General features: G+C 71.6%; 18 protein-coding genes and 1 riboswitch. Of the genes, 5 read left to right on the top strand and 13 right to left on the bottom strand.

The annotated features are described in order from the left end of the window. The first annotated feature begins 68 nt into the window (after positions 1-68). On the top strand, positions 69-1,463 hold the full coding sequence (locus tag CHAN_RS04940; RefSeq protein ID WP_290292445.1) for an LssY C-terminal domain-containing protein: 1,395 nt from the start codon (positions 69-71) through the stop codon (positions 1,461-1,463). Here CHAN_RS04940 and gatA read toward each other — a convergent pair. Beyond that, a complete protein-coding gene (gatA, locus tag CHAN_RS04935) occupies positions 1,460-2,953 on the bottom strand; it encodes an Asp-tRNA(Asn)/Glu-tRNA(Gln) amidotransferase subunit GatA (RefSeq protein WP_048742878.1) in 1,494 nt (497 codons plus the stop codon). The genes CHAN_RS04940 and gatA overlap by 4 nt on opposite strands. Positions 2,954-2,973: 20 nt before the next feature. After that, positions 2,974-3,273, bottom strand: coding sequence for an Asp-tRNA(Asn)/Glu-tRNA(Gln) amidotransferase subunit GatC (gene gatC, locus CHAN_RS04930; RefSeq protein WP_048742582.1), 300 nt, complete (start codon positions 3,271-3,273; stop codon positions 2,974-2,976). A 298-nt stretch (positions 3,274-3,571) separates the two neighbouring features. Between gatC and CHAN_RS04925 the strand changes: the two genes are divergently transcribed. Then, on the top strand, positions 3,572-4,234 hold the full coding sequence (locus CHAN_RS04925) for an ACT domain-containing protein (RefSeq protein ID WP_048742583.1): 663 nt from the start codon (positions 3,572-3,574) through the stop codon (positions 4,232-4,234). Positions 4,235-4,321: 87 nt separating this feature from the next. Then, positions 4,322-6,688, top strand: coding sequence for a glycogen/starch/alpha-glucan phosphorylase (locus CHAN_RS04920; protein WP_290292439.1), 2,367 nt, complete (start codon positions 4,322-4,324; stop codon positions 6,686-6,688). Here CHAN_RS04920 and ligA read toward each other — a convergent pair. Beyond that, positions 6,681-8,759 carry an NAD-dependent DNA ligase LigA gene (ligA, locus tag CHAN_RS04915; RefSeq protein WP_290293334.1) on the bottom strand — a complete coding sequence of 693 codons (2,079 nt, stop codon included), beginning with the start codon at positions 8,757-8,759 and terminating at the stop codon, positions 6,681-6,683. The two genes, CHAN_RS04920 and ligA, sit on opposite strands and share 8 nt — an antisense overlap. A 165-nt stretch (positions 8,760-8,924) precedes the next feature. Between ligA and CHAN_RS04910 the strand changes: the two genes are divergently transcribed. Further along, complete coding sequence (locus CHAN_RS04910) at positions 8,925-9,623, top strand: 3'-5' exonuclease (RefSeq protein ID WP_048742586.1); 699 nt, start codon at positions 8,925-8,927, stop codon at positions 9,621-9,623. Here CHAN_RS04910 and CHAN_RS04905 read toward each other — a convergent pair. Genes CHAN_RS04905 through CHAN_RS04895 form a run of 3 tightly spaced genes read right to left on the bottom strand, consistent with a single transcriptional unit; the run spans position 9,607 to position 12,463 of the window. Then, a complete protein-coding gene (locus tag CHAN_RS04905; RefSeq protein ID WP_290292434.1) occupies positions 9,607-10,377 on the bottom strand; it encodes an ABC transporter ATP-binding protein in 771 nt (256 codons plus the stop codon). The genes CHAN_RS04910 and CHAN_RS04905 overlap by 17 nt on opposite strands. Then, positions 10,374-11,408, bottom strand: a complete 1,035-nt coding sequence (locus tag CHAN_RS04900) for a FecCD family ABC transporter permease (protein WP_290293332.1) — start codon at positions 11,406-11,408, stop codon at positions 10,374-10,376. The genes CHAN_RS04905 and CHAN_RS04900 overlap by 4 nt, the downstream gene beginning before the upstream one ends. A 20-nt stretch (positions 11,409-11,428) precedes the next feature. Further along, on the bottom strand, positions 11,429-12,463 hold the full coding sequence (locus CHAN_RS04895; RefSeq protein ID WP_377748406.1) for an ABC transporter substrate-binding protein: 1,035 nt from the start codon (positions 12,461-12,463) through the stop codon (positions 11,429-11,431). Positions 12,464-12,557: 94 nt separating this feature from the next. Further along, positions 12,558-12,729: riboswitch (cobalamin riboswitch) on the bottom strand. A gap of 90 nt (positions 12,730-12,819) precedes the next feature. Here CHAN_RS04895 and CHAN_RS04890 point away from each other — a divergent pair. Further along, positions 12,820-13,518, top strand: coding sequence for an HAD family hydrolase (locus tag CHAN_RS04890; RefSeq protein ID WP_290292429.1), 699 nt, complete (start codon positions 12,820-12,822; stop codon positions 13,516-13,518). Between the two features lie 2 nt (positions 13,519-13,520). Here the strand turns inward: CHAN_RS04890 and CHAN_RS04885 are convergent, their stop codons facing one another. The 7 genes from CHAN_RS04885 to CHAN_RS04855 form a co-directional block, all read right to left on the bottom strand. After that, entirely contained in the window at positions 13,521-14,543 is a 1,023-nt protein-coding gene (locus tag CHAN_RS04885; protein WP_290292425.1) for a uroporphyrinogen decarboxylase/cobalamine-independent methonine synthase family protein, read from the bottom strand. After that, positions 14,540-15,652 carry a tRNA 2-thiouridine(34) synthase MnmA gene (gene mnmA, locus CHAN_RS04880; protein ID WP_290292421.1) on the bottom strand — a complete coding sequence of 371 codons (1,113 nt, stop codon included), beginning with the start codon at positions 15,650-15,652 and terminating at the stop codon, positions 14,540-14,542. Before mnmA ends, CHAN_RS04885 begins: the two co-directional genes overlap by 4 nt. Positions 15,653-15,700: 48 nt before the next feature. Then, positions 15,701-16,897: a cysteine desulfurase family protein gene (locus CHAN_RS04875; protein WP_290292419.1), complete on the bottom strand. Its 1,197-nt coding sequence runs from the start codon at positions 16,895-16,897 to the stop codon at positions 15,701-15,703. Between the two features lie 112 nt (positions 16,898-17,009). Continuing rightward, complete coding sequence (locus tag CHAN_RS04870; RefSeq protein ID WP_048742597.1) at positions 17,010-17,960, bottom strand: electron transfer flavoprotein subunit alpha/FixB family protein; 951 nt, start codon at positions 17,958-17,960, stop codon at positions 17,010-17,012. A gap of 48 nt (positions 17,961-18,008) precedes the next feature. Next, positions 18,009-18,794, bottom strand: coding sequence for an electron transfer flavoprotein subunit beta/FixA family protein (locus CHAN_RS04865; RefSeq protein WP_048742599.1), 786 nt, complete (start codon positions 18,792-18,794; stop codon positions 18,009-18,011). Between the two features lie 262 nt (positions 18,795-19,056). Next, positions 19,057-20,310, bottom strand: coding sequence for a THUMP-like domain-containing protein (locus CHAN_RS04860; RefSeq protein WP_290292411.1), 1,254 nt, complete (start codon positions 20,308-20,310; stop codon positions 19,057-19,059). Further along, complete coding sequence (locus tag CHAN_RS04855; protein ID WP_048742607.1) at positions 20,307-21,176, bottom strand: NUDIX hydrolase; 870 nt, start codon at positions 21,174-21,176, stop codon at positions 20,307-20,309. Before CHAN_RS04855 ends, CHAN_RS04860 begins: the two co-directional genes overlap by 4 nt. Position 21,177 lies beyond the last annotated feature (1 nt).

Raw genomic sequence — 21,177 nt, 5'->3', positions numbered from 1 at the left:
TTGAACTGTCCACCGTAAATTTGAACATGCCCGTACCGTCATCGCCGCTCCGGCGATACGCTGTGCCCATGAGCGAGATTCGGGAGTCCCGCCGCGTCCTCGACGCCCAGATCCGACCGGAATCGCGCGCGCAGTGGGTGGACGTAGGCTTCTTCGTCGCCGCCGGCGCGCTGGCGGTGTGGTTCGCGCTGCTGCTGCTGGACAATTCATTCCAGCTGGGGTGGTCGCTCGTGCTGCTCGTGCCCTTCTGGGCGGTCACGGCGTATCTGACGCTGCCGCGGCTGCACAGGATCCTCACGTCGCTGTACGTCCCCGATTACTTCTTCGGCCGCACCCGCACCTCCGAGGGCATGCTCGGCGACCCGGTGAATCTGGCCGTCGACGGCACCGCCGCGGAGATCCACGAGGCCATGACCGCCGCCGGATGGACCCTCGCGGACCCGGTGAACCTGCGGACGTCCTGGCGCATCGTCGTGTCCTCGGTCCTGGGGCGCTCCTACCCCGAGGCCCCGGTGTCGCCGCTGTTCCTCTTCGGGCGGATGCAGGATCTGGCGTACCAGCAGGAGGTCGAGGGCTCGCCCTCGCAGCGCCACCACGTCCGGTTCTGGCGGTGCCCCGACGGCTGGCCGCTGCCCGGCGGCCGCCGCGTCGGGTGGCTCGGCGCGGGCACGTTCGACACGTCCGTCGGCCTGAGCCTGTTCACCCTCCAGATCACCCACCGCATCGACGAGAACATCGACGTCGAGCGCGACTACATCGTCGATTCGCTGCAGTCCGCCCCCGAGGTCGGGCAGCACGTGTCCGTCGACCTGATCCGCGAGTTCTCCACCGGCTACCACCACCGCAACGGCGGCGGCGACAGGGTGCGCACGGACGGCGACTTGCCGGTCATCGATCTGCGCGGGGTGCCCGTGCGCCCCGGGGCCGAGCAGCCTCCCGCGGTCGCCGTGGCCGCGGCCGGGTACGCCGTGCCGGATGGCCCCGTCGCCTCACCCGACCCGGATGCCGTGGCCGACGCCGGTCCCGCTCAACCGCACGTGCACCGGCCGCCGAAGCTCATGCTGGCCCTGTCCATGCTCATGGTGTCCTTCGCGGCGCAGATCGCCGTGCTCGCCTGGGCCGCGGTGAAATCGCCCTCGGAGATTTTCGCGAGCCCCGACGCGACGGAGCCGATCGACGTCGTCGATTTCTTCGCGTCGCTGTCCATCTGGCTCGTCGCGCTGGTGACGCTCACCATCCTGACGCTGGCCGGCCGCACGTGGCCGCGCATCGCGCTGATGGCGCTGCTGGCCGCGGGGCTCTTCCTCCAGCTTCGCGACGGCCGGGCGGCGGAGACCGAGAGCGTCACGGTGCATCTGGTCACCACCGCCGTCAGCCTCATCGCCCTGCTCGCGCTGTCCTCCGACGAAGTCCGCCGGTGGGTGCGGGAGCGCAAGCGGGCGCGGGCGCTGTCGCGGAGTTAGACCACCCGGCCGCGGACCTTCTCGTAGGCGGCGCCGACCTTGTACAGGCGGTCGTCGCCGTGGCGCGGGGCCATGATCTGCAGGCCGACGGGCAGGCCCGTGTCGGCGGCGAGCCCGGAGGGCACCGACATGCCGCACATGCCGGCCAGGTTCAGCGGCAGGGTGCACAGGTCGAACATGTACATGCTCAGCGGGTCGTCGACCTTCTCGCCCAGCTTGAACGCGGTGGTCGGCGTCGTCGGGGACACCAGGACGTCGACCTGCTCGAAGGCCCGCTCGAAGTCCTGCTGGATCAGCGTGCGCACGCGCTGCGCCTGCAGGTAGTAGGCGTCGTAGTAGCCCACCGACAAGGCGTAGGTGCCGATGATGATGCGGCGCTTGACCTCGTCGCCGAAGCCCTCGGCGCGGGTCTTGGCCATCACCTGGTCGGCGGACAGCGTGCCGTCGTCGCCCGAGCGCAGGCCGTAGCGCATGCCGTCGAAGCGGGCGAGGTTGGAGCTGACCTCGCACGGGAGGATCAGGTAGTAGGCGCTCAGCGCGTGGTCGAAGTTGGGGCAGTCGACCTCCACGACCTCGGCGCCGGCCTCCTTCAGCTTGTCGACGGCCGCGTGGAACGAGTCCAGCACGCCCGCCTGGTAGCCCTCGGTCCGGTCGAACTGCTTGACGACGCCTACCTTCACGCCGGTCAGGTCGCCGTTTGCGCCGGCCTTCGCGGCGGCGACGACGTCGGCGATCGGCTGGTCGGTGGAGGTGGAGTCGCGGTCGTCGTGGCCGGCGATGATCTCGTGCAGCAGCGCCGTGTCCAGGACGGTGCGGGCGGTCGGGCCGCCCTGGTCCAGCGAGGACGCGCAGGCGACGAGGCCGTGGCGCGACACCGTGCCGTAGGTCGGCTTGACGCCGACGGTCGCGGTCAGGGCGGCCGGCTGGCGGATCGAACCGCCGGTGTCGGTGCCGATGGCCAGCGGCGCCATCGCCGCGGCCAGCGCCGCGGAGGAACCGCCGCCGGAGCCGCCGGCGGTGCGGTCGCCGTCCCACGGGTTGCGGGTCGGGCCGTACGCGGAGTTCTCGGTGGACGAACCCATGGCGAACTCGTCCATGTTGGTCTTGCCCAGGATCGGGATGCCCGCGGCGCGGAGCTTCTCGGTGACGGTGGCGTCGTAGGGGCTCATGTAGCCCTCGAGCATCTTCGACGCGCAGGTCGTCGGGGCGTCGACGGTGACGAAGACGTCCTTCAGCGCCAGCGGCACGCCCGCCAGCGGCGACGCCGGGGCCTCGCCCGCGTCGAGGGACTCGTCGACGGCCTTCGCGGCGGCCAGGGCCTCGTCGGCGCCGACGTGCAGGAAGGCGTGGATGCCCTCGTCGACGGCGGCGATGCGGTCGAGGAACGCCTGCGTGACCTCGACGGAGGTCAGCTCGCGGGAGTGGATCTTCTCGGCCAGCTCGGCGGCGGTCAGGCCCAGGATCGGGTCATCGGCGACGGCGGTGAACAGGTTCGGGTTGTCGGCCACGGTCACTCCTCCTCGCCCAGGATCTGCGGGACCTCGAAGCGCTGGTCCTCGACGGACGGCGCCTGGTCCAGGGCCTGCTCCGCGGTCAGCGTCGGCTTGACGACGTCCTCGCGCATGACGCCCGCCAGCGACGACGGGTGGCTCATGGGCTCGACGTCCGCGGCGGCGACCTGCTGGACGTCCTGGACGTGGTTGATGATGCCGTCGATCTGGCCGGCGAACTCGTCGAGCTCCGCGTCGGTCAGCGCCAGGCGGGACAGTCGTGCGAGGTGGGCGACCTCGTCGCGCGAGATTGCGGGCACGCGTGACCCCTTTCGTTGTCTCCGGGATTTACCCGCTCAGGTTAGCCGCTGCGGACCCCGCTTGACGACGGACCCCGCCGGGAGCGGCCGCAACGCCGAATCAATGCGGGCGCTACGCCGTCGTAAAGCGGGCCCGGGAGGATGGGGGAACCGCAGAACCGCTACCCGACTTGTAGCCCGGGTCACATTCCCTTCATTGCCTGAGCCCATGTAACCTGGTGAACCGTCTTGTCGAAACCGGTCGGCGTCACACGGGATTGCCCAGGTGGCGGCCACCACGAAAGGTACTTGTAACCACATGTCCTACCTGATGCGAGTGCAGATCCCCGACGCCCCCGGCTCTTTGGGCCTGCTGGCGGCGGCGCTCGGCGAAACGGGCGGCGACATCCGCTCCGTCGACGTCGTGGAGCACGGCGAAGGCGGGACCGTCGTGGACGACATCGTGGTCGAGCTGCCCAACGGCTCCCTGCCGGACACCCTCATCACCGCGGCGCAGTCGCTCGACGACGTCGAGGTCGACTCCATCCGCCCGTTCTCCGGGTCCGTCGACCGCCGCGGCCAGATCGCCATGCTCGCCGAGCTGTCCCGCCACCGCGGCCAGCCGGAGCGCGCCCTCGGCGAAATCGTCGACGGCCTGCCGCGCACCATGACCGCCGGCTGGGCGCTCGTGCTCGGGCATTCCTCCGCCGGCACCCGCCGCGTGGTGGCCTCCATCGCCGCCCCCGAGGACGACGGCCGCACGCTGGACGAACCGCCGGTGGACTCCGCCCGCCGCCTCGACGGCGAGAACGAGGACTGGATCCCCGAGGCGTGGACCCTCATGGAATCGTCGCTGGCCGCGGCCCCGATGGGCAAGGGCTGGACGCTGGTCATCGGCCGCCCGGGCGGACCGGATTTCCTGCCGTCGGAGGTCGAGCACCTCGGCCGCATCGGCGACATCGTCGGCGCGATCCTGCACTGACCGCGCGCTCGGCGCGAGGTCGGCGGAATCGCCGGGTAGTGTCGGTTTTCGTCTGCGTCCACCATCCGCAATCGGAGACCCAACCCCATGTCGACTTTCACTGATCGCCTCGCCTCCCACGTGCGCGCCGAGTCCGGCCGCACGCCCGAAACCTCCTCCGAGATGGAGTTCTGGTCGGGAATGTCCCGCGTCGTCGTCGATCACCTCGCCGACGACTGGGAGGCGACCACCCGCGCCTACGCCGTGACCCGGCAGCAGCACTACTTCTCGGCCGAGTTCCTCATGGGGCGCGCGCTGCTCAACAACCTGCTGAACCTGGGCCTGGTCGACGAAGCCTCCGAGGCGGTCGCCGCCTTCGGCAAGAACCTCGTCGACGTGCTCGAGGCCGAGCACGACGCCGCGCTGGGCAACGGCGGCCTCGGCCGCCTCGCCGCCTGCTTCCTCGATTCCTGCGCCACCCAGGATCTGCCGGCCACCGGCTACGGCATCCTGTACCGCTACGGCCTGTTCAAGCAGACCTTCGAGGACGGCTTCCAGGACGAGCACCCGGACCCGTGGATGGAGGAGGGCTACCCCTTCGTCGTCCGCCGCGAGGACGAGGCCCGCATCGTGCGCTTCGACGACCTCACCGTCCGCGCCGTGCCCCACGACATGCCGATCACCGGCTACGGCACCGACAACGTCGGCACGCTGCGCCTGTGGAACTCCGAGCCGATGCGCGAGTTCGACTACGACGCGTTCAACTCGCAGCGCTTCACCGACGCCATCGTCGAGCGCGAGCGCGTCCACGACCTCTGCCGCGTGCTGTACCCGAACGACTCCACCTACGAGGGCAAGGTGCTGCGCGTCCGCCAGCAGTACTTCTTCGTCTCCGCGTCCCTGCAGGCGATGATCGACTCGCACCTGGCCAACCACGGGTCGCTGGACTCCTTCGCCGAGTACAACAGCATCCAGCTCAACGACACCCACCCCGTGCTGGCCATCCCCGAGCTGATGCGACTGCTTCTCGACGAGCACGGCATGGGCTGGGACGAGGCCTGGGCCATCACGTCCGCGACCTTCGCCTACACCAACCACACCGTGCTGGCCGAGGCCCTGGAGACGTGGGAGTTCTCCATCTTCGAGCGCCTGTTCCGGCGCATCCTCGAGATCATCCAGGAGATCGACCGCCGCTTCCGCATCGACCTGGAGCAGCGCGGCGTCGACCACGGCACCATCGACTACATGGCGCCGATCTCGCACGGTTTCATCCACATGGCGTGGATCGCCTGCTACACCGCCTACTCCATCAACGGCGTCGCGGCGCTGCACACGGAGATCATCAAGCGCGAGACCCTCGGCGTGTGGCACGACATCTGGCCGGAGAAGTTCAACAACAAGACCAACGGCGTCACCCCGCGCCGCTGGCTCCACCAGTGCAACCCGCGCCTGCGCGAGCTGCTCACCCGCCTGTCGGGCTCCGACGCGTGGGTCACCGACCTGGACGCGCTCGCCGAGCTGGAGAAGTTCGCCGACGACGAGGACGTCCTGCGCGAGGTCATGGCCGTCAAGCGCGGCAACAAGGAGGACTTCGCCGCCTGGATCGAGGCGCGGCAGGGCGTGCGCGTCTCCCCCGACGCGATCTTCGACTCGCAGATCAAGCGCCTGCACGAGTACAAGCGCCAGCTGCTCAACGCGCTGTACATCCTGGACCTGTACTACCGCATCAAGGCCGACCCCGAGTGGGACGTCGTGCCGCGCGTGGCCATCTTCGGCGCGAAGGCGGCCCCGGGGTACGTCCGGGCGAAGGCGATCATCAAGTTCATCAACTCGATCGCGGACCTGGTCAACGGCGACCCGGAGATCGGCGACAAGCTGAAGGTCGTGTTCGTGGAGAACTACAACGTCTCCCCCGCCGAGCACATCATCCCGGCGACGGACATCTCCGAGCAGATCTCCACCGCTGGCAAGGAGGCCTCGGGCACCGGCAACATGAAGTTCATGATGAACGGCGCCCTGACCCTGGGCACCCTCGACGGCGCCAACGTCGAGATCGTCGAGGCCGTCGGCGACGACAACGCCTACATCTTCGGCGCGAAGGAAGAGGAGCTGCCGGAGCTGCGCATGACCTACGACCCGCGCGCCGCCTACGAGTCGGTGCCGGGCCTGAAGCGCGCCCTGGATTCGCTGGTCGACGGCACGTTCTCCGACGGCGGCTCGGGCATGTTCCACGACCTGCACCACTCGCTGCTGCACTCCCCCGGCTACGAGCCCGCCGACGTGTACTACGTCCTGGGCGACTTCGCCGATTACCGGGAGACCCGCGACCGCATGGCCGAGGACTACCGCGACGAGCTGAAGTGGGCGCGGATGTGCTTCCTGAACATCATCCGCTCGGGCCGCTTCTCCTCCGACCGCACCATCCGCGACTACGCGGACGAGGTGTGGAAGATCGAGGCCACCCCGATCAAGTAGCGGCCCCGGGGATCGCCGCCGCGCCGTCGGAAAGCAGGCGGCGGAACCCGGCCTCGTCGAGCATCGGGACGCCCAGCTCCTCGGCTTTGGCGGCCTTGGAGCCGGCGTTCTCGCCGACGACCACCACGGAGGTCTTCTTCGACACCGACCCGGCTGCCTTGCCGCCGCGCACGAGGATGGCCTCCTTGGCGCTGTCGCGGGTGAAGTCCTCCAGCGAGCCCGTGACCACGACGGTCAGGCCCTCCAGCACCTGTTCGGGCCGGTCGGTGGCCTCGTCGGCCATGCGCACGCCGGCCTTCTCCCACTTGTCGACGACCTCGCGGTGCCAATCGACCCCGAACCAGTCGATCACCGAATCCGCGATGATGCCCCCGACGCCGTCGGTGTCGGCGAGCTCCTCGCGCGACGCCGAGCGGATCGCGTCCATCGACCCGAACTTCTGGGCCAGGGCGCGCGCGGCGGTCGGGCCGACGTGGCGGATGGACAGGCTCACCAGCACCCGCCACAGTTCGCGGCTCTTGGCGGATTCGATGAAGTCCAGCAGCTTCCGGCCGTTGGCGTTGAGGGCGCCGCGCGCGACGCCGTCGTCGCCGACCTTCTTCTTCGCGGCGGTGGTGTAGACCTCCGTGCGGGCGAGGTCGTCGGCGGTGAGCGCGAAGAGGTCGCCCTCGTCGGCGAGGACGTTGCGGTGGATCAGGTCGGCGGCGCCCCGCTCCCCCAGATGCTCGATGTCGAAGCCGCCGCGGGAGGCCAGGAACTCCACGCGGCGCCGCAACTGGCCCGGGCAGTAGCGGGTGTTCGGGCAGCGCCAGTCGGCGTCGTCCTCCTTCGCCGGCGCCAGGCGCGTGCCGCATTCGGGGCACAGCGTCGGGTAGATGAACTCGCGCTCCGACCCGTCGCGGACCTCGGCGACGGGGCCGAGGACCTCGGGGATGACGTCGCCGGCCTTGCGGATGGTCACGCGGTCGCCGATGAGCACGCCCTTGCGCTTGACCTCGGTCGGGTTGTGCAGGGTCGCCATCTCGACCGTCGAGCCGGCGACGGTGACCGGCCGCATGACCGCGTACGGCGTGGCCCGGCCGGTGCGGCCGATGGACACGCGGATGTCCAGCAGCTCGGTGGTGACCTCCTCCGGCGGGTATTTGTAGGCGATCGCCCACCGGGGCGCCCTCGACGTCGCTCCGAGCGCGCGCTGCTCGCCCAGGTCGTCAACCTTCACCACCAGGCCGTCCATCTCGTGTTCGGCGTCGTGGCGGTGCTCCCCCCAGTGCAGCATCTGCGCGACGACGTCCTCGGCCGACTCGACCCGCTTCGTGTACGGCGAGACGTGCAGGCCCCAGGCGGCCAGCGCCCGGTAGGCGTCATGCTGGGACGACGGGCGCCAGCCCTCGACGTGGCCGATGCCGTGGCAGATCATGGCCAGCGGGCGCTTGGCGGTTTCGGCGGGGTCCTTCTGCCGCAGGGACCCGGCGGCGGCGTTGCGGGGGTTGGCGAAGGTCCGCTGCCCCGCCTCGGCGCGCGCGGCGTTGAGCGAGTCGAATTCGCCGACCGGGATGTACACCTCGCCGCGGACCTCGAGGACGTCCGGCACCGGGAACTCGTCGGTGGCGGTCAACTCGTGCGGGATGTCCGCGATGGTGCGCGCGTTGGCGGTGACGTTCTCGCCCACCCGGCCGTCGCCGCGGGTCGCCGCCCGCGTGAGCTTCCCGTTTTCGTAGACGAGGTCGATGGACAGGCCGTCGATCTTCAGTTCCGTCAGGTACGCCGACGCCGGGGTGCGGGCGAGCCAGTCGCGCAGCTCCGACTCGTCGAAGACGTTGTCCAGGCTGTAGAGGCGCTGGAGATGCTCGACCGGCTCGAACGCCACGCCGTCGGCCGGCGCGTCCACGCGGGCGCCCACCTGCTGCGTCGGGCTGGCGGGCACGGCGAGCTCGGGATGGGCCCGCTCCATCTCCTGGAGCCGGTGGAACAGGACGTCGTATTCGGCGTCGGAGATCACCGGCTGGCCCGTGTAGTACTTGGCCGAGTGATCGCGGATCTCGTCGGCGAGCTCCTCCCAGGCCCGGCGCACGTCCGGGCCCGCGGTCCCCCCGGCCGGCGCGTCGGCGGTGCTTTCCGGGATGGCGTCTGCGATGTCGTCGGTCGAGTCAGTCACGCCGACGATTCTATGCGGCGGACCGGATCGCCCGCGCCACCCGAACCCGCCCCGATCCGGCGCGCCGCATAGAGTGGGCGCATGACCACCTTCGACGCGGGCAGGATGTTCGCCTTCGACTTGGAGACGACGGGCACCGACCCGCATCAATGCCGGATCGTGACATCCGCGCTGGTCCGCATCGACGGTGGGCCGCCGCAGGCCAGGGAGCTGCTCGCCGATCCGGGGGTGGAGATCCCGGCGGCCGCGGCGGAGGTGCACGGCATCACCACGGAGCACGCCAGGGCCCACGGCCGCCCGCACGACGAAGTGCTCGCCGAGACCATCGCGGAGATCCGCCGGGCGTGGCGCGACGGCCTGACGTTGGTGGCCTACAACGCCGCGTACGACCTCACCGTGCTGCGCACCCAAGAGCCGTCCTTCACCGTCGACGGGCTCGTCTTCGACCCCTTGGTCATCGATCGGGCGCGCGACCGGTTCCGGGGCGGCAAGCGCACCCTCGGCAACGTCTGCGAGCACTACAACGTGCGCCTGGACAACGCGCACGAGGCCACCGCCGACGCCCTGGCCGCGGCGCGCCTGGCCTGGATGATGGCCAAGAAGGTGTGGCCGGACCTGGCCGCCATGGACGGCGACGAGCTCATGGAGTACCAGGCCGTCTCCCACTTCGAGAGCCAGCGTTCCCTGCGCGAGTACCTGCGCAAGCAGGGGCGCGACGTGTCCGATTTCCGGATCACGGCCTGGCCCATGGACGCGCGGGCGGCTACGTCGACTCGATGATCAGGTGCGGCCGCGGGCTCCCTTCCGGCCGCACCACCTGGCTCTCCACGTCGAACGCCGCCCGCACCGCATCCGGCGCCAGCACGTGCTCGGGTTCGCCCCGGCGGAGCACCGTGCCGTCGTGGAGCAGCACCACGCGGTCGAAGTGGGACATGGCCAGGTCCAGATCGTGGATGTTGGCGACCACCGTGCGCCCCGATTCCCGCAGCACCCGCAGCAGGTGGATACGGTGGTGGACGTCGAGGTGATTGGTCGGTTCGTCGAGAAGCAGCAGGCCCGTCTCCTGCGCGAGCCCGCGCGCCAGCACGACCCGGCGCACCTGGCCGCCGGACAACCGGTCGCACATGGAATCGGCGTGCTCGGCCACGCCCATCAGCTCCAGCGCCGACCGCACCGCCGCATGGCCGGCTTGGCCGCCCAGGTCCCAGGGGCTCGTGTGCGGCAGCCTGCCCAGCGCCACGAACTCGGCGGCCGTGAGCTCCCCCGGCGGGCGTTCGTCCTGTCCCACGAAACCGACCAGCCGCGCCCGTTCGCGGGGGCGCATGCGGGCGAGGTCGCGGCCGTCGTAAAGCACCCGGCCCTCCGCCGGCGCGACGATGCCGGCCAGCGCGCGCATCAGCGTCGACTTGCCGACGCCGTTGACCCCCACCACCGCCGTGAGCGACCCGGGCGCGGCGGCGAAGGTGACGTCCGTGAGCAGGCGGCGCTTGCCGACGTCGACGGCCACCGACTCCACATCCAGCGAAGCGATCATGACTGCCCTCCGAAACGGTAGCGGGAACGGCCCATCAGCAGCAGGAACACCGGTGCGCCGATCACGCCCGTGACCACGCCCAGCGGGATCTCCTGCGGCGGGGCGATGAGGCGGGCCAGGACGTCGACCCACAGCAGGAACAGCGCGCCCGAGAACACCGCCACCGGAATGGCGCGGCGGTGCACCGACCCCACCAGCAGCCGGGCGAAGTGCGGGATGACCAGCCCGACGAAACCGATGCCGCCGGCCACCGCGACCATCGCGCCGACCAGCACCGCCTGCACGCCGAAGAGGACCTTGCGCAGCAGACCGACCCGCACGCCCAGCGCTGCGGCGGTCTCCGGGCCCGCGGACAGGGCGTCGAGGCGCGGGCTCAGCAGGAACAGCAGGACCACCGCGGGCACGAGCACGAGCAGCGGCAGCGGCAACCGGTTCCACTGGGCGCCCGACACGGAGCCGAGCATCCAGAACAGCACCGACTGCGCCGACCGCGAATCCGGGGCCCGGAACACCAGCAGGCTGGCGACGGCCGAGAACGCCGACGACAGCACGACGCCCGACAGGATCAGGCGCAGCGGGGTGATGCCGCCCTGCAGCATGGTCACCAGGTACACGATCGCCGTCGCCGCCACCGCGCCGACCAGCGCGCCGCCGGACAGCGCCCACACGCCGAACCCGGAGAACGCGCCGACCGTGATCACGGCCGTCGCGCCGACGCTGGCGCCGGCCGAGATGCCGAGCAGGTAGGGGTCGGCGAGCGGGTTGCGCACGAGCGTCTGCATGGCGACGCCCGCCATCGCCAGACCGGCGCCGACGACGATGGCCATCAGACCCCTGGGCGCCCGGAGCTCCCACACGATGTCGTTGACCGCGCGATCCGGGTACGCGGCCCCGGACAGTTGGGCCGCGACGACGTCCCACACCTGCGGCAGCGAATAGCCGACCGATCCGAACGTCAGCGACGCGACGAAGCTGACCGCGGTCAGCGCCGCCAGCACGAGCACGAGAAGCGGCGTGGCCGCCTTCCCCAACACGAAAACCGCCCTTCCGGCTAGGAGGCGAAGTGCTCGCGCCCGTCGAGGCTCCCGGGCAGCTTCATGGCGGGCTCGATTCCGGACTCGGGCACGAGGCCGAACTTCTCCAGCCCCTTGCGCAAGTGCTCGGCGGCGTCGATGTTCAGCGGCGAGGACACCCACATCGAGTACGAAAGGTTGACGAAGCGGTTCTCCTTCACCGCGGGCAGGTCGCGGGTCACCGGGTGGTTCTTCAGGACGCGGACCTTCTCGTCGAAGGTCTGCCCGTCGTAGTCGACGAACACGAAGGCGTCCGGGGCGTCCTTCGCCAGCGATTCCCAGCCGACCTGCACCCACGAGTCGTCCAGGCCCTCGGCCTGGTTGCGTCCGCCGGCGGTCTCGATGATCGCCTGAGGGCCGCCGAACCTGCCGGAGGTGTAGATCGCGTCGGTGCCGGAGTCGAACACGAACACCGTCGGCGCCTTGTCCGCCCTCGGGGCCGCGTCGAGCTTCTTGCGGCGCTCGGCGATGTCCTCGATCACCGCCTCCGCCTGATCCGAGCCTCCCGTCATCGTGCCGACGTTGCGCAGGTCGGTTTCCAGCGCCTCCCACGGGTCGACGAGGCCGCGCCGGTCGGTGCCCTCCTTCCGGCAGGATTCGGTGAGCACGTAGGTGCCGATGCCGCGCTGGTCCAGCAGCTCCGGCGTCACCCCGCCGCCCTCGGACAGCCCGTAGTTCCAGCCGGAGAAGTAGACGTCCGGCTGGGCCGCGACGATCTGCTCGAGGGTCGGCTGCTTCTCGGCGATTTCGTTCAGCCCGCCGATCACGTCGGCGCCGTACTTCGCCGCGAGGGTGTCGCGGTCCTTGCCGATGGCGGCCACGGCGTCGAGGTTGTCGCGCGCGCCGGCGGACAGCGCGATCGAGATGATCCCGGAGTCGTACGCGAGCATCTTCGGGTCCGCCGGATACGGGGTTTCCTTCCCGCAGTTGACGACGGTCGTCTCGCCGCCGGGCTTGGCGGCGGAATCCGCGCCACCGCCGCCGACGGAGCAGGAAACCAGGAGCAGGGCCATCGATGCGGCGATGGCGGTCGGGACGGCGCGGAGCGCGAGCTTGTTCAAGGGGCCCACCTTCGTGGAACACCGCCGTCACCCTGACGCGGGGCGCGGCGTGGACGTCGAACCGGCGGGTCTTCGGACTCGAGGTCGACTCCCGCGCGCCTTCCCGGACGGCCATGCGCCGGTCCAGTGGCATCGTGCGGGGGATGGGCCCTCTCACCGCTGCGCGACAGTTCCGGATTCCCACCGGATTCCCTGGCGCCGATTCCTTGCCCGAGCACCGTAGCACCCCGGCGGGGGCCGTCGGACCGGCCGGACGGGCGAGGCAGTAACCTGATGCCGCCACGCGCTTGCCACATAAGGGAGTACCCGTGCTCGTCATCTGGGACATCGATCTGACGCTCATCGACAACGCCGGCTTCGGCCACGCCGAGGCGGACCGGCTGTTGGCGGAGCGCGGCATCGAGCGCCCCGCGGACCTGACCTTCGCCGGGCGCACGGACGCCGACATCTGGGGTTCCGTGCTCGGCGCGCAGCCGGGCGATGCGGTCCTCGGGGATTTCCTGACCGACCTCGCCGACGCCTGCGCCGTCGCCGAATGGCGGGGTTCCGTCCTGCCGGGCGTGCGGGCCGTGGTGTCGGCGCTGGCCCGGTCGGGGCATTCGCAGACGGTGGTCTCGGGCAACATGGCCGAGACCGGCTGGCTGAAGCTGCGCCACGCCCACCTGTCGGAGTTCATGGCGCCGCGCTTCTCGGCCTTCGGCGACTACGAGGTCGACAGGTCGGAGCTGCTGCGGGTCGCTCTGATGGAATGGGGCGGCCGCGGCCCCGTCGTCGCCGTGGGCGACACCCCGGCGGATGCCGCGGCGGCACTGGAAAACGGCATCGGGTTCGTGGGCGTGACCACCGGCCGCCACACGGCGTCGGACCTCACCGCGGCGATGGTCAACGTCAATCGCCTGGCCACGCCGTATTTCACCGACGATGACCTCCCCGACGGCACCGCGATCGTCGAGGATCTGCGGGATGCGCCGGCCGTCGTCAAGCTCCTGGAGTCGATGGCGCGCTGACGCTACAGGTCCCCCGCCGCCCGCGAGATCAATTCCGCGGTGCGGCGCCCGCCCGCGTATGCGGGGGCGACCCACGACGCGGGGGCGGCGGCGAAATCGCGGTCGACGGTGATGTCCACATGATCGACGAGGTCGACGCGCGGGAAGGACAGCTCGTCCCACAGCCGGGCGATGCGCTCGGCGATGTCCCGCGCGTCCGGCTCCAGGTGGGCGCCGGTGTGCTCGTCGGTGGCCCCGGGCCGGGCGGGCACGGCGCCGAGCGTCAGGTCCAGCCCGGCCGCGCGCAGGCGCCCGACCCGGTCGAGCATCTCCGACCCGCGGATCTTCCCGATCGGCAGGGCGAGGCCCGACGCGCCGGATTCCGGCAGCGCCTTCTCCAGCGACGCGCCGATCCCGGGCAGCGCCAGGGTGATCCCCGGCAGCCCGGCGGCGTCGTCGGTCAGCGTGCGCCACTGCTCCGCCATCTCGCGGTACCCCACCGCGGGCAGCGTTGTGCCCGCGACCGCCCCCTCCACCAGGCCCGCGGCGACGGCGGGCGCGGCGGGCTCGTGCATGACGACGCCCACCTCCGCGCCGAACCGCCTGCGCACCTCGGCGACGTGGGCCGCCAGCCCCTCCGCGAGCGACGCCGCCAGGTAGGCCACGGCGCCGCGGTCGACCAGCATCCGGTGGCCGCCGGGCAGCTCGATGGCCGCCGCCAACGTCCACGGGCCGACGATGGGCACCGTCACCGTCTCCGGGGTGGTCCCCCAGAACTCCTCGCACGCGTCGAGGTCGCGTTCGAGATGATCGGCGGCCAGCGACACGGCGCGCCCGCCGCGGTCGGCGATGCGCCACGACCGCGGCCCGGCGTCGAGATCGAGGTCGGCGCAGATCGCGCCGGTGCGGCCGATGGCGTCGGCGCCCAGGCCCCGGTCGGCGAGGATGGGCAGATGCGGGGCGGCACCGCACTCGCCCGCGAGGATCTCGGCGGCGGCGCGGACGTCGGTGCCCGGCATGGGCCCGAGGCCCCGGAAGGCGGTCATCGGGTCGCCTCCGTGGACGTGATGGTGCCGGAACCGAGCACGACGTCGCCGCCGGCGTCCGGGCGGTAGAGCACCGCGGCCTGGCCCGGGGCGACGCCGCGCAGCGGCTCGAGCAGGGTGCACTCGAACGACCCGCCGGTGCCCGCGTCGTCGACGGCGCCGGTCCACCCGACGCGGCACGGAACCGGGCGGCCATGGGCCCGGACCTGCACTTCCGCGTCGAATGCCGCGGGCGGGGCACCGGCGTCCAGCCACACCGCCCGGTCGACGGAGAGGACGCCGACGTCGAGGTCCTCCCGGCGCCCCACGGTGACGGTGCCGGTGGCGACGTCCATGCCCGTGACGTAGCGCGGCTTCCCGTCGGGCGCGGGCCCCGGCAGGCCCAGGCCCTTGCGCTGGCCGATGGTGAAGGCGTCGACGCCGTCGTGGTCGGCGAGCTTCTCCCCCGTCACCGAGTCGACGACGGCGCCCGGCCGGCGCGGGATGTGGCGGCCCAGGAACGCCTGCGTGTCGCCGTCGGGGATGAAGCAGATGTCGGTGGAGTCGGGCTTGTTGGCGATGGTGATGCCGCGCGCCGCGGCCTCCGCCCGGATCTCCGGCTTCTCGGTGTCGCCGATGGGGAACATCGAATGCGCCAGCTGCTCGCGGTTGAGCACGCCGAGCACGTAGGACTGGTCCTTCGCCTGGTCACCCGCGCGGCGCAGCCGCCCCTCTTCGTCGACGAGCGCGTAATGCCCCGTGGCCACGGCATCGAAGCCCAGCGCCAGGCCGCGGTCGAGCAGCGCCTGGAACTTGATGCGCTCGTTGCAGCGCAGGCACGGGTTGGGGGTCTCGCCGCGCGCGTAGGAATCGATGAAGTCGTCCACGACCTCGGCGCGGAACCGCTCCGAGAAGTCCCACACGTAGAACGGGATGCCCAGCAGGTCGGCGACGCGGCGGGCGTCGCCGGAATCCTCCAGAGAGCAGCAGCCGCGGGCGCCGGCGCGCAGGGTGACGGGGTCCTTGGCCAGCGCCAGGTGCACGCCGACGACGTCATGGCCGGCGTCGACCAGCCGCGCCGCCGCGACCGCCGAATCCACGCCACCGCTCATCGCCGCCAAAACACGCATCGCGCTACCTCCCCGTGAACGTCTTTTCCCGTTGAACGCCGCGCCCGATCAGGCCATTCCCGCCGCGCGCGCCCGTGCGACGGTATCACCCAGCACGGACAGCACCGCATCGACGTCCGCGCCGGTGGAATTCCAGCCGAGGGTCAGCCGCAGCGCCCCGCGCGACACCGCGACGTCGACGCCCATCGCCTCCAGCACGTGGCTGGCGCGGTTGACCCCGGCGGCGCAGGCCGACCCGGTCGCGGCGGAGATGCCCGCGGCGTCGAGCAGCATGATCAGGCTGTCACCCTCCGCACCCGTCACGCTGACGTGCAGGTGCCCCGGCAGCGCGGGCTCCGAGGTGTGCAGCACCACGCCGTCGATGTCGCGGAGGCCCGCCAACAGACGGTCCCTGAGAGTGGCGACGGCCCGCCGCTCCTCGTCCATCGCCGCCGTCGCGGCCCTCAGCGCGGCGGCCATGCCGGCGGCCGCGGCGACGTCGGGGGTGCCCGAGCGCAGTCCCCGCTCCTGGCCGCCACCCGCGTTCAACGCGGTGAGCGACGTGGCGCGCCGCACCAGCAGCGCGCCGATGCCGCGGGGGCCGCCGAACTTGTGGGCCGAGGCAGCCAACGTCGCGGCGCCGCTGCCCCGGAAGTCCACCGGCACGTGCCCGACCGCCTGGACCGCGTCGACGTGGACCGGGGCATCATGCTCCCCGGCGGCGGCGATGAACTCCCCGATCGGCTGGATCGCGCCGGTCTCGTTGTTCGCCCACTGGCAGGTCCAGACGTGATGGGGTCCGGCGTGGGCGTCGCAAAGCAACCCAAGCTCCCCCACCGCGACCCGGCCCCCGGCATCCACCGGGGCCTCGAGGACGCGCGCGCCATGGTGCTCGGCCAGATGCGCGACGGCCTTGCGGACGGCATCGTGCTCCACCGGCGTGGAAACCACCGTCCCGGGCGCGCCCGCCCGCGCCGCGCCGGCGAGGTAGAGGCCGCGGACGCCGAGATTGTCGGCCTCGGTGCCGCCGGAGACGAACACCACCTCCACGGGCTCCGCCCCCAGGTCGGCGGCAATGGACTCGCGGGCCTCCTCCAGGATCTTCCGCGCCGCCCGGCCCTCCGCGTACTGCGCATTCGGGTTGCCCGCGCCGAGCGCCGCGACCATCGCCTCGCGGGCCTCCGGGCGCAGCGGCGACGTGGCGGCGTGATCGAGGTGGTGGCGGGCGGCGGGACCCGTGCGGCGGGACTGTGCGGTGCTGGACATCCCGGACAGATTAGCGCGGCGGGCATGCGAAAGGGGCCGCCCGCATGAAGCGGGCGGCCCCTGCGCGGGGTCCGGGAGAGCCGGGGCCGGCCGGAAGCCGGCGGCGGAAGGACTAGGCCTTCTTGATCTCCTCGGTGGCCTGCGGGGCGACCTTGAACAGGTCGCCGACGATGCCGAAGTCGGCGATCTCGAAGATCGGCGCCTCCTCGTCCTTGTTGACGGCGACGACGGTCTTGGAGGTCTGCATGCCGGCCTTGTGCTGGATGGCGCCGGAAATGCCCAGGGCGACGTACAGGTCCGGGGACACGGTCTTGCCGGTCTGGCCGACCTGGAACTGGCCCGGGTAGTAGTCGGCGTCGACGGCGGCGCGGGAGGCGCCGACCGCGGCACCCAGGGCGTCGGCCATCGGCTCGACGACGTCGGCGAAGCCCTCGGCGGACGCGACGCCGCGGCCGCCGGAGACGACGATCTTGGCCTCGGTCAGCTCGGGGCGGTCGCCGCCCTCGGCCGGGGTGAAGGACACGATCTCCACGGCGGTCTCGTCGGCCGCCGGGTACTCCACGGCGGTGACGGACGGCGAGGCGGCGGCCTCGACCGGGTCGACGGAGCCCGGGCGCAGCGAGTACGCCGGGGAGGCGCCGTAGCCCGCGCCCTCGACGGTGAACTCGCCGCCGAAGATCGAGTAGACCGCGGTGCGGTCGTCCTTGATCTCGATGACGTCGGACAGAACGCCGGAGCCGGTCAGGGCGGCGACGCGGCCGGCGATCTCCTTGCCGGCGGCGGAGGCGGCGACGAGGACGGGCACCTCGCGCTCGGAGGCCAGGCCCACGAGGACGTTCACCTCGGGGGTGATCAGGTGCTTGCCGGCCTCATCGGACTCGGCGGCGAGGATCTCGCCGGCGCCGTACTTGCCCAGGGTCTCGGCGAAGCTCTCGGCGGTGCCGGGCTTGCCGACGACCACGGCCGCGGGGGTGCCGAAGGCACGGGCGGCGGTGAGCAGCTCGGCGGTGGTGTTCTTCAGCTCGCCATCGGTGTGGTCGACGAGAACGAGGACGTCGGTCATTGTGATTCTTCTCCTGCTGTTCGTTCGTGCGGTGTTCGCGATGGACGCTTAGATGAACTTCTGGGCCTTGAGGAACTCGGCCAGCTTCACGCCGCCGTCGCCCTCGTCGTTGATGCGCTCGCCGGCGGACTTCGGCGGCTTCGGGGTCGCGGAGGTCACCGAGGTGGCGGCGTTCTCCAGGCCGACCTGCTCGGCCTCGGCGGCGACGTCGGCCAGGGTCAGCTCGCGGACCGGCTTCTTCTTCGCGGCCATGATGCCCTTGAAGGAGGCGAAGCGCGGCTCGTTGGCCTTCTCGGTCACCGACACGATGGCCGGGAGGTTGGCCTTGAGCTGGTGGACGCCGTCCTCGGTCTCGCGCTCGCCGGTGACGGTGGAGCCGTCGACGGCGACGGAGCGCATGTGGGTGAGGACCGGGAGGCCGCGGTAGACGCCGAGGACGGCGGGGACGGTGCCGGTGCCGCCGTCGGTGGAGGCGTTGCCCGTGATGATGAGGTCGACGTCGCCGATGGCGTCGATGACGGTGGACAGGGCCCAGGCGGTCTGGACCGCGTCGGAGCCGGCCAGCGCGTCGTCGGACAGGATCACGGCGTCGTCGGCGCCCATGGAGAGCGCCTTGCGGAGGGCCTCCACGGCGCGCTCCGGGCCGATGGTGGCGACGGTGACGTTGCCGCCGTGCTCTTCCTTCAGCTTCAGAGCGGCCTCGACGGCGTTCTCGTTGATCTCGTCGAGCACGGCATCGGCGCTGTCGCGGTCGAGCGTGAAGTCGTCGTCGGCGAGCTTGCGCTCGGACCAGGTATCCGGGACCTGCTTGACCAGAACCACGATGTTCGGCATGTGTCTGTCGTCCTTACTGGTTGAGTGACTGTGTACGTGTCATGGATTTGTCCGGCGCGCCCGTCCGGCGGGTCATGTTCGCACCTGAAACGGTGTTCCCGTGACCGCGACCGGCGTTCGCGCCCTCTGTGTCGAAGGTAACAGAGTCGATTTGCGACTGTAGGTGATCCACGTAACAAAGTCGATATTTTTTCGTTTCTAGTTCAGTTAGCCAGCATTAACGCAGCGTGGCAAAGGCGCACGTCGGGTGCCCCCGCGTGATTCAGGGGCCGGGACCCCGCTGCCGGGGGCCGCAGACGAAGGCCGTGGCCGCCGATCCGATTCGCGTGACCACGACGCCCAGGGCCACCCCCGGGCCTCCCCCGCCCCTCCCCTTTTTTCCGCCGCCGCCCAGCTTCCACTGCTTGCGCAGCACGTCCGGGTTGGCGTCGACGCCGCGCACGAGGATCTCCGCCGACGCGCAATCGCGCGCCGCGAGCGCCTGCCGCACCCTCTTCAGGGGCACCTGCTCGAGCACCTCGAACCCCGAGGCCCCCGGTGGGATGGCGTCGCCGGTCAGGTGCGCGATCCGCTCGTCGAGCTGCCGCAGCCCATGCGCGGCCGCGTAATGCCGCACCAGCCCGGCGCGGACGACCGCCCCATCGGGGTCGATGATGTAGCGGCCCGCGTCCCCGGCCCCGCAGTCGTCGGGCATCGTGTCGTCGTAGAGCTCCGGGGGCGCGCCGGCGCCCCGGGTCCGCAGCAGTTGCGCGCTCCGCTTGGCGACGCCGCCCGTGCCCGCGATCGACGTGCCCGCAAGGCCCGGCGTATACAGGCAGACCTCCTTGACTCCGCCGTCGACCGAGGTGACCGCGGCTTCGCCTTCCCAACCGGAGTAGTCGATGCCGGGCGCGCATTTGATGGCCATCTCGTGCCGCACGCGGGCCGAGGGGCCGCGCCAGGCGTCGATGAGGTCCGGCAACGGCGGGAGCAGATCCTCCGGGCGCGGGATGCGGCGGCCGCCGGCCCGGCGCGCGGGATCGGCGACGACGATCATCCCCTCGCTGACCGGCGCCAGCGCATCGGCGACGGCGACGTGCGCGCCCGGCGCGTTGTGGCGGGCCATGAGCGCGCGGGCGAGGTCGATGTCGGTGCCCAGGACCGTGATGCCCTCCTCCGCCAGCGCCGCGATTTCGGCGCCGATGGAGCAGGTGACGTCGTGGACGCCCGGCGCGACCCCGCTTTCGACCGCCTTGGCCAGGCGCCGGGCCCGCGACCGCGCGACGGCGGCGTGCGTGGCCTGCTGCGCCGAATCCGAATCCAGCAGCCACCCGTCGGGAAGCTTCCCCCGCACCGACCGGCGGGCGCGCTCCAGCTCGACGACCGCCCGCGCCATGGCGGGCGACTCCGGCAGGGCGGACTTCAGGTGCGCCAGGTCGGAGAGCAGCGAGGCGTCGGAAAGTTCGAGGTCCGCGGCCGCCGCGGCGAGATCGGGATCCGCCAGCAGCGCCCGGACCTCATCGGCGGACAGGCTCACCCGCGACCCCGCGCGGCGTTCTCCCGCAGGTGCCCCAGGTGCGTGGCCACCGCGAAGAACTCGTCCATGAACGGGTCGCCGAAGAAGTCGCTGGTCGTGCGGACCGAAGGCTCCTCGCCGGCGTCGGCGGCCGCGAGCACCTCCGCGACGGTCGCGTACGGCAGCAGCCGCTTGATCTGCGCCCACGTCGGCGGCATGAGCCCCACCTTGCGGTCGCGCCAACCCTCCATCAGCGCGGTCGGCCGGAACCAGCCCGTCGACGACGCCTCGGAAGTGTCGCCGTCGGCCACCTGGCCCTCCGGGTGGGCGGCGAGGAAGAAGTACGTGTCGTAGCGCGTCGGCAGATTCTCCGGCGTCACCCAATTGCTCCACGGGCGCAGCAGGTCCGAGCGCAGGCCCAGCCCTTCCTCCGCCATGAAGTCGGAGAACGCCAATTCATGGGATTCCAGCGCCTTGCGCTGAGCGTGATAGCGCCCCGAATCCGCGATCGTGGTGCCCGACGCATCGGCGGCCAGCAGCGTGCCGGTCTCCTCGAAGGTCTCGCGCACCGCCGCGCACACCAGCGCGCGGGCCGTCGCCGGGGCGACGTTGAGCTTCTCCGCCCACCACTGCGGCGGATGGCCCGACCACGTCAGCCGCGGGCTCTCGTGCCCGTCGCCGTCGACGTCGCCGGGGAAATCGCGCGCGTCCACCCCGCCCCCGGGGAAGACCGTCATGTTCGCGGCGAACTTCATGGTGCTCACGCGCTCCTGCACGTACAGCTCGATGCCGTGCAGCGAATCGCGCACCAGCAGCACCGTCGACGCCAGCCGCGGGGTCGCCGGCGTGGCCGTGCCGGCGCCGTCCCGATTCTCTTTCGTTCCCATG

The organism is Corynebacterium hansenii (assembly GCF_030408795.1).
In the GTDB taxonomy this organism is placed as follows: domain Bacteria; phylum Actinomycetota; class Actinomycetes; order Mycobacteriales; family Mycobacteriaceae; genus Corynebacterium; species Corynebacterium hansenii.
This window is presented reverse-complemented; position numbering and strand designations above follow the sequence as displayed.

Excerpts from the sequence above, each read along its gene's own strand:
- CHAN_RS04940 (WP_290292445.1), top strand. The coding sequence starts at position 69 with ATGAGCGAGATTCGGGAGTCCCGCCGCGTCCTCGACGCCCAGATCCGA.
- CHAN_RS04925 (WP_048742583.1), top strand. The coding sequence starts at position 3,572 with ATGTCCTACCTGATGCGAGTGCAGATCCCCGACGCCCCCGGCTCTTTG.
- CHAN_RS04920 (WP_290292439.1), top strand. The coding sequence starts at position 4,322 with ATGTCGACTTTCACTGATCGCCTCGCCTCCCACGTGCGCGCCGAGTCC.
- CHAN_RS04910 (WP_048742586.1), top strand. The coding sequence starts at position 8,925 with ATGACCACCTTCGACGCGGGCAGGATGTTCGCCTTCGACTTGGAGACG.
- CHAN_RS04905 (WP_290292434.1), bottom strand. The coding sequence starts at position 10,377 with ATGATCGCTTCGCTGGATGTGGAGTCGGTGGCCGTCGACGTCGGCAAG.
- CHAN_RS04895 (WP_377748406.1), bottom strand. The coding sequence starts at position 12,463 with ATGGCCCTGCTCCTGGTTTCCTGCTCCGTCGGCGGCGGTGGCGCGGAT.
- CHAN_RS04885 (WP_290292425.1), bottom strand. The coding sequence starts at position 14,543 with ATGACCGCCTTCCGGGGCCTCGGGCCCATGCCGGGCACCGACGTCCGC.
- mnmA (WP_290292421.1), bottom strand. The coding sequence starts at position 15,652 with ATGCGTGTTTTGGCGGCGATGAGCGGTGGCGTGGATTCGGCGGTCGCG.
- CHAN_RS04875 (WP_290292419.1), bottom strand. The coding sequence starts at position 16,897 with ATGTCCAGCACCGCACAGTCCCGCCGCACGGGTCCCGCCGCCCGCCAC.
- CHAN_RS04870 (WP_048742597.1), bottom strand. The coding sequence starts at position 17,960 with ATGACCGACGTCCTCGTTCTCGTCGACCACACCGATGGCGAGCTGAAG.
- CHAN_RS04865 (WP_048742599.1), bottom strand. The coding sequence starts at position 18,794 with ATGCCGAACATCGTGGTTCTGGTCAAGCAGGTCCCGGATACCTGGTCC.
- CHAN_RS04855 (WP_048742607.1), bottom strand. The coding sequence starts at position 21,176 with ATGGGAACGAAAGAGAATCGGGACGGCGCCGGCACGGCCACGCCGGCG.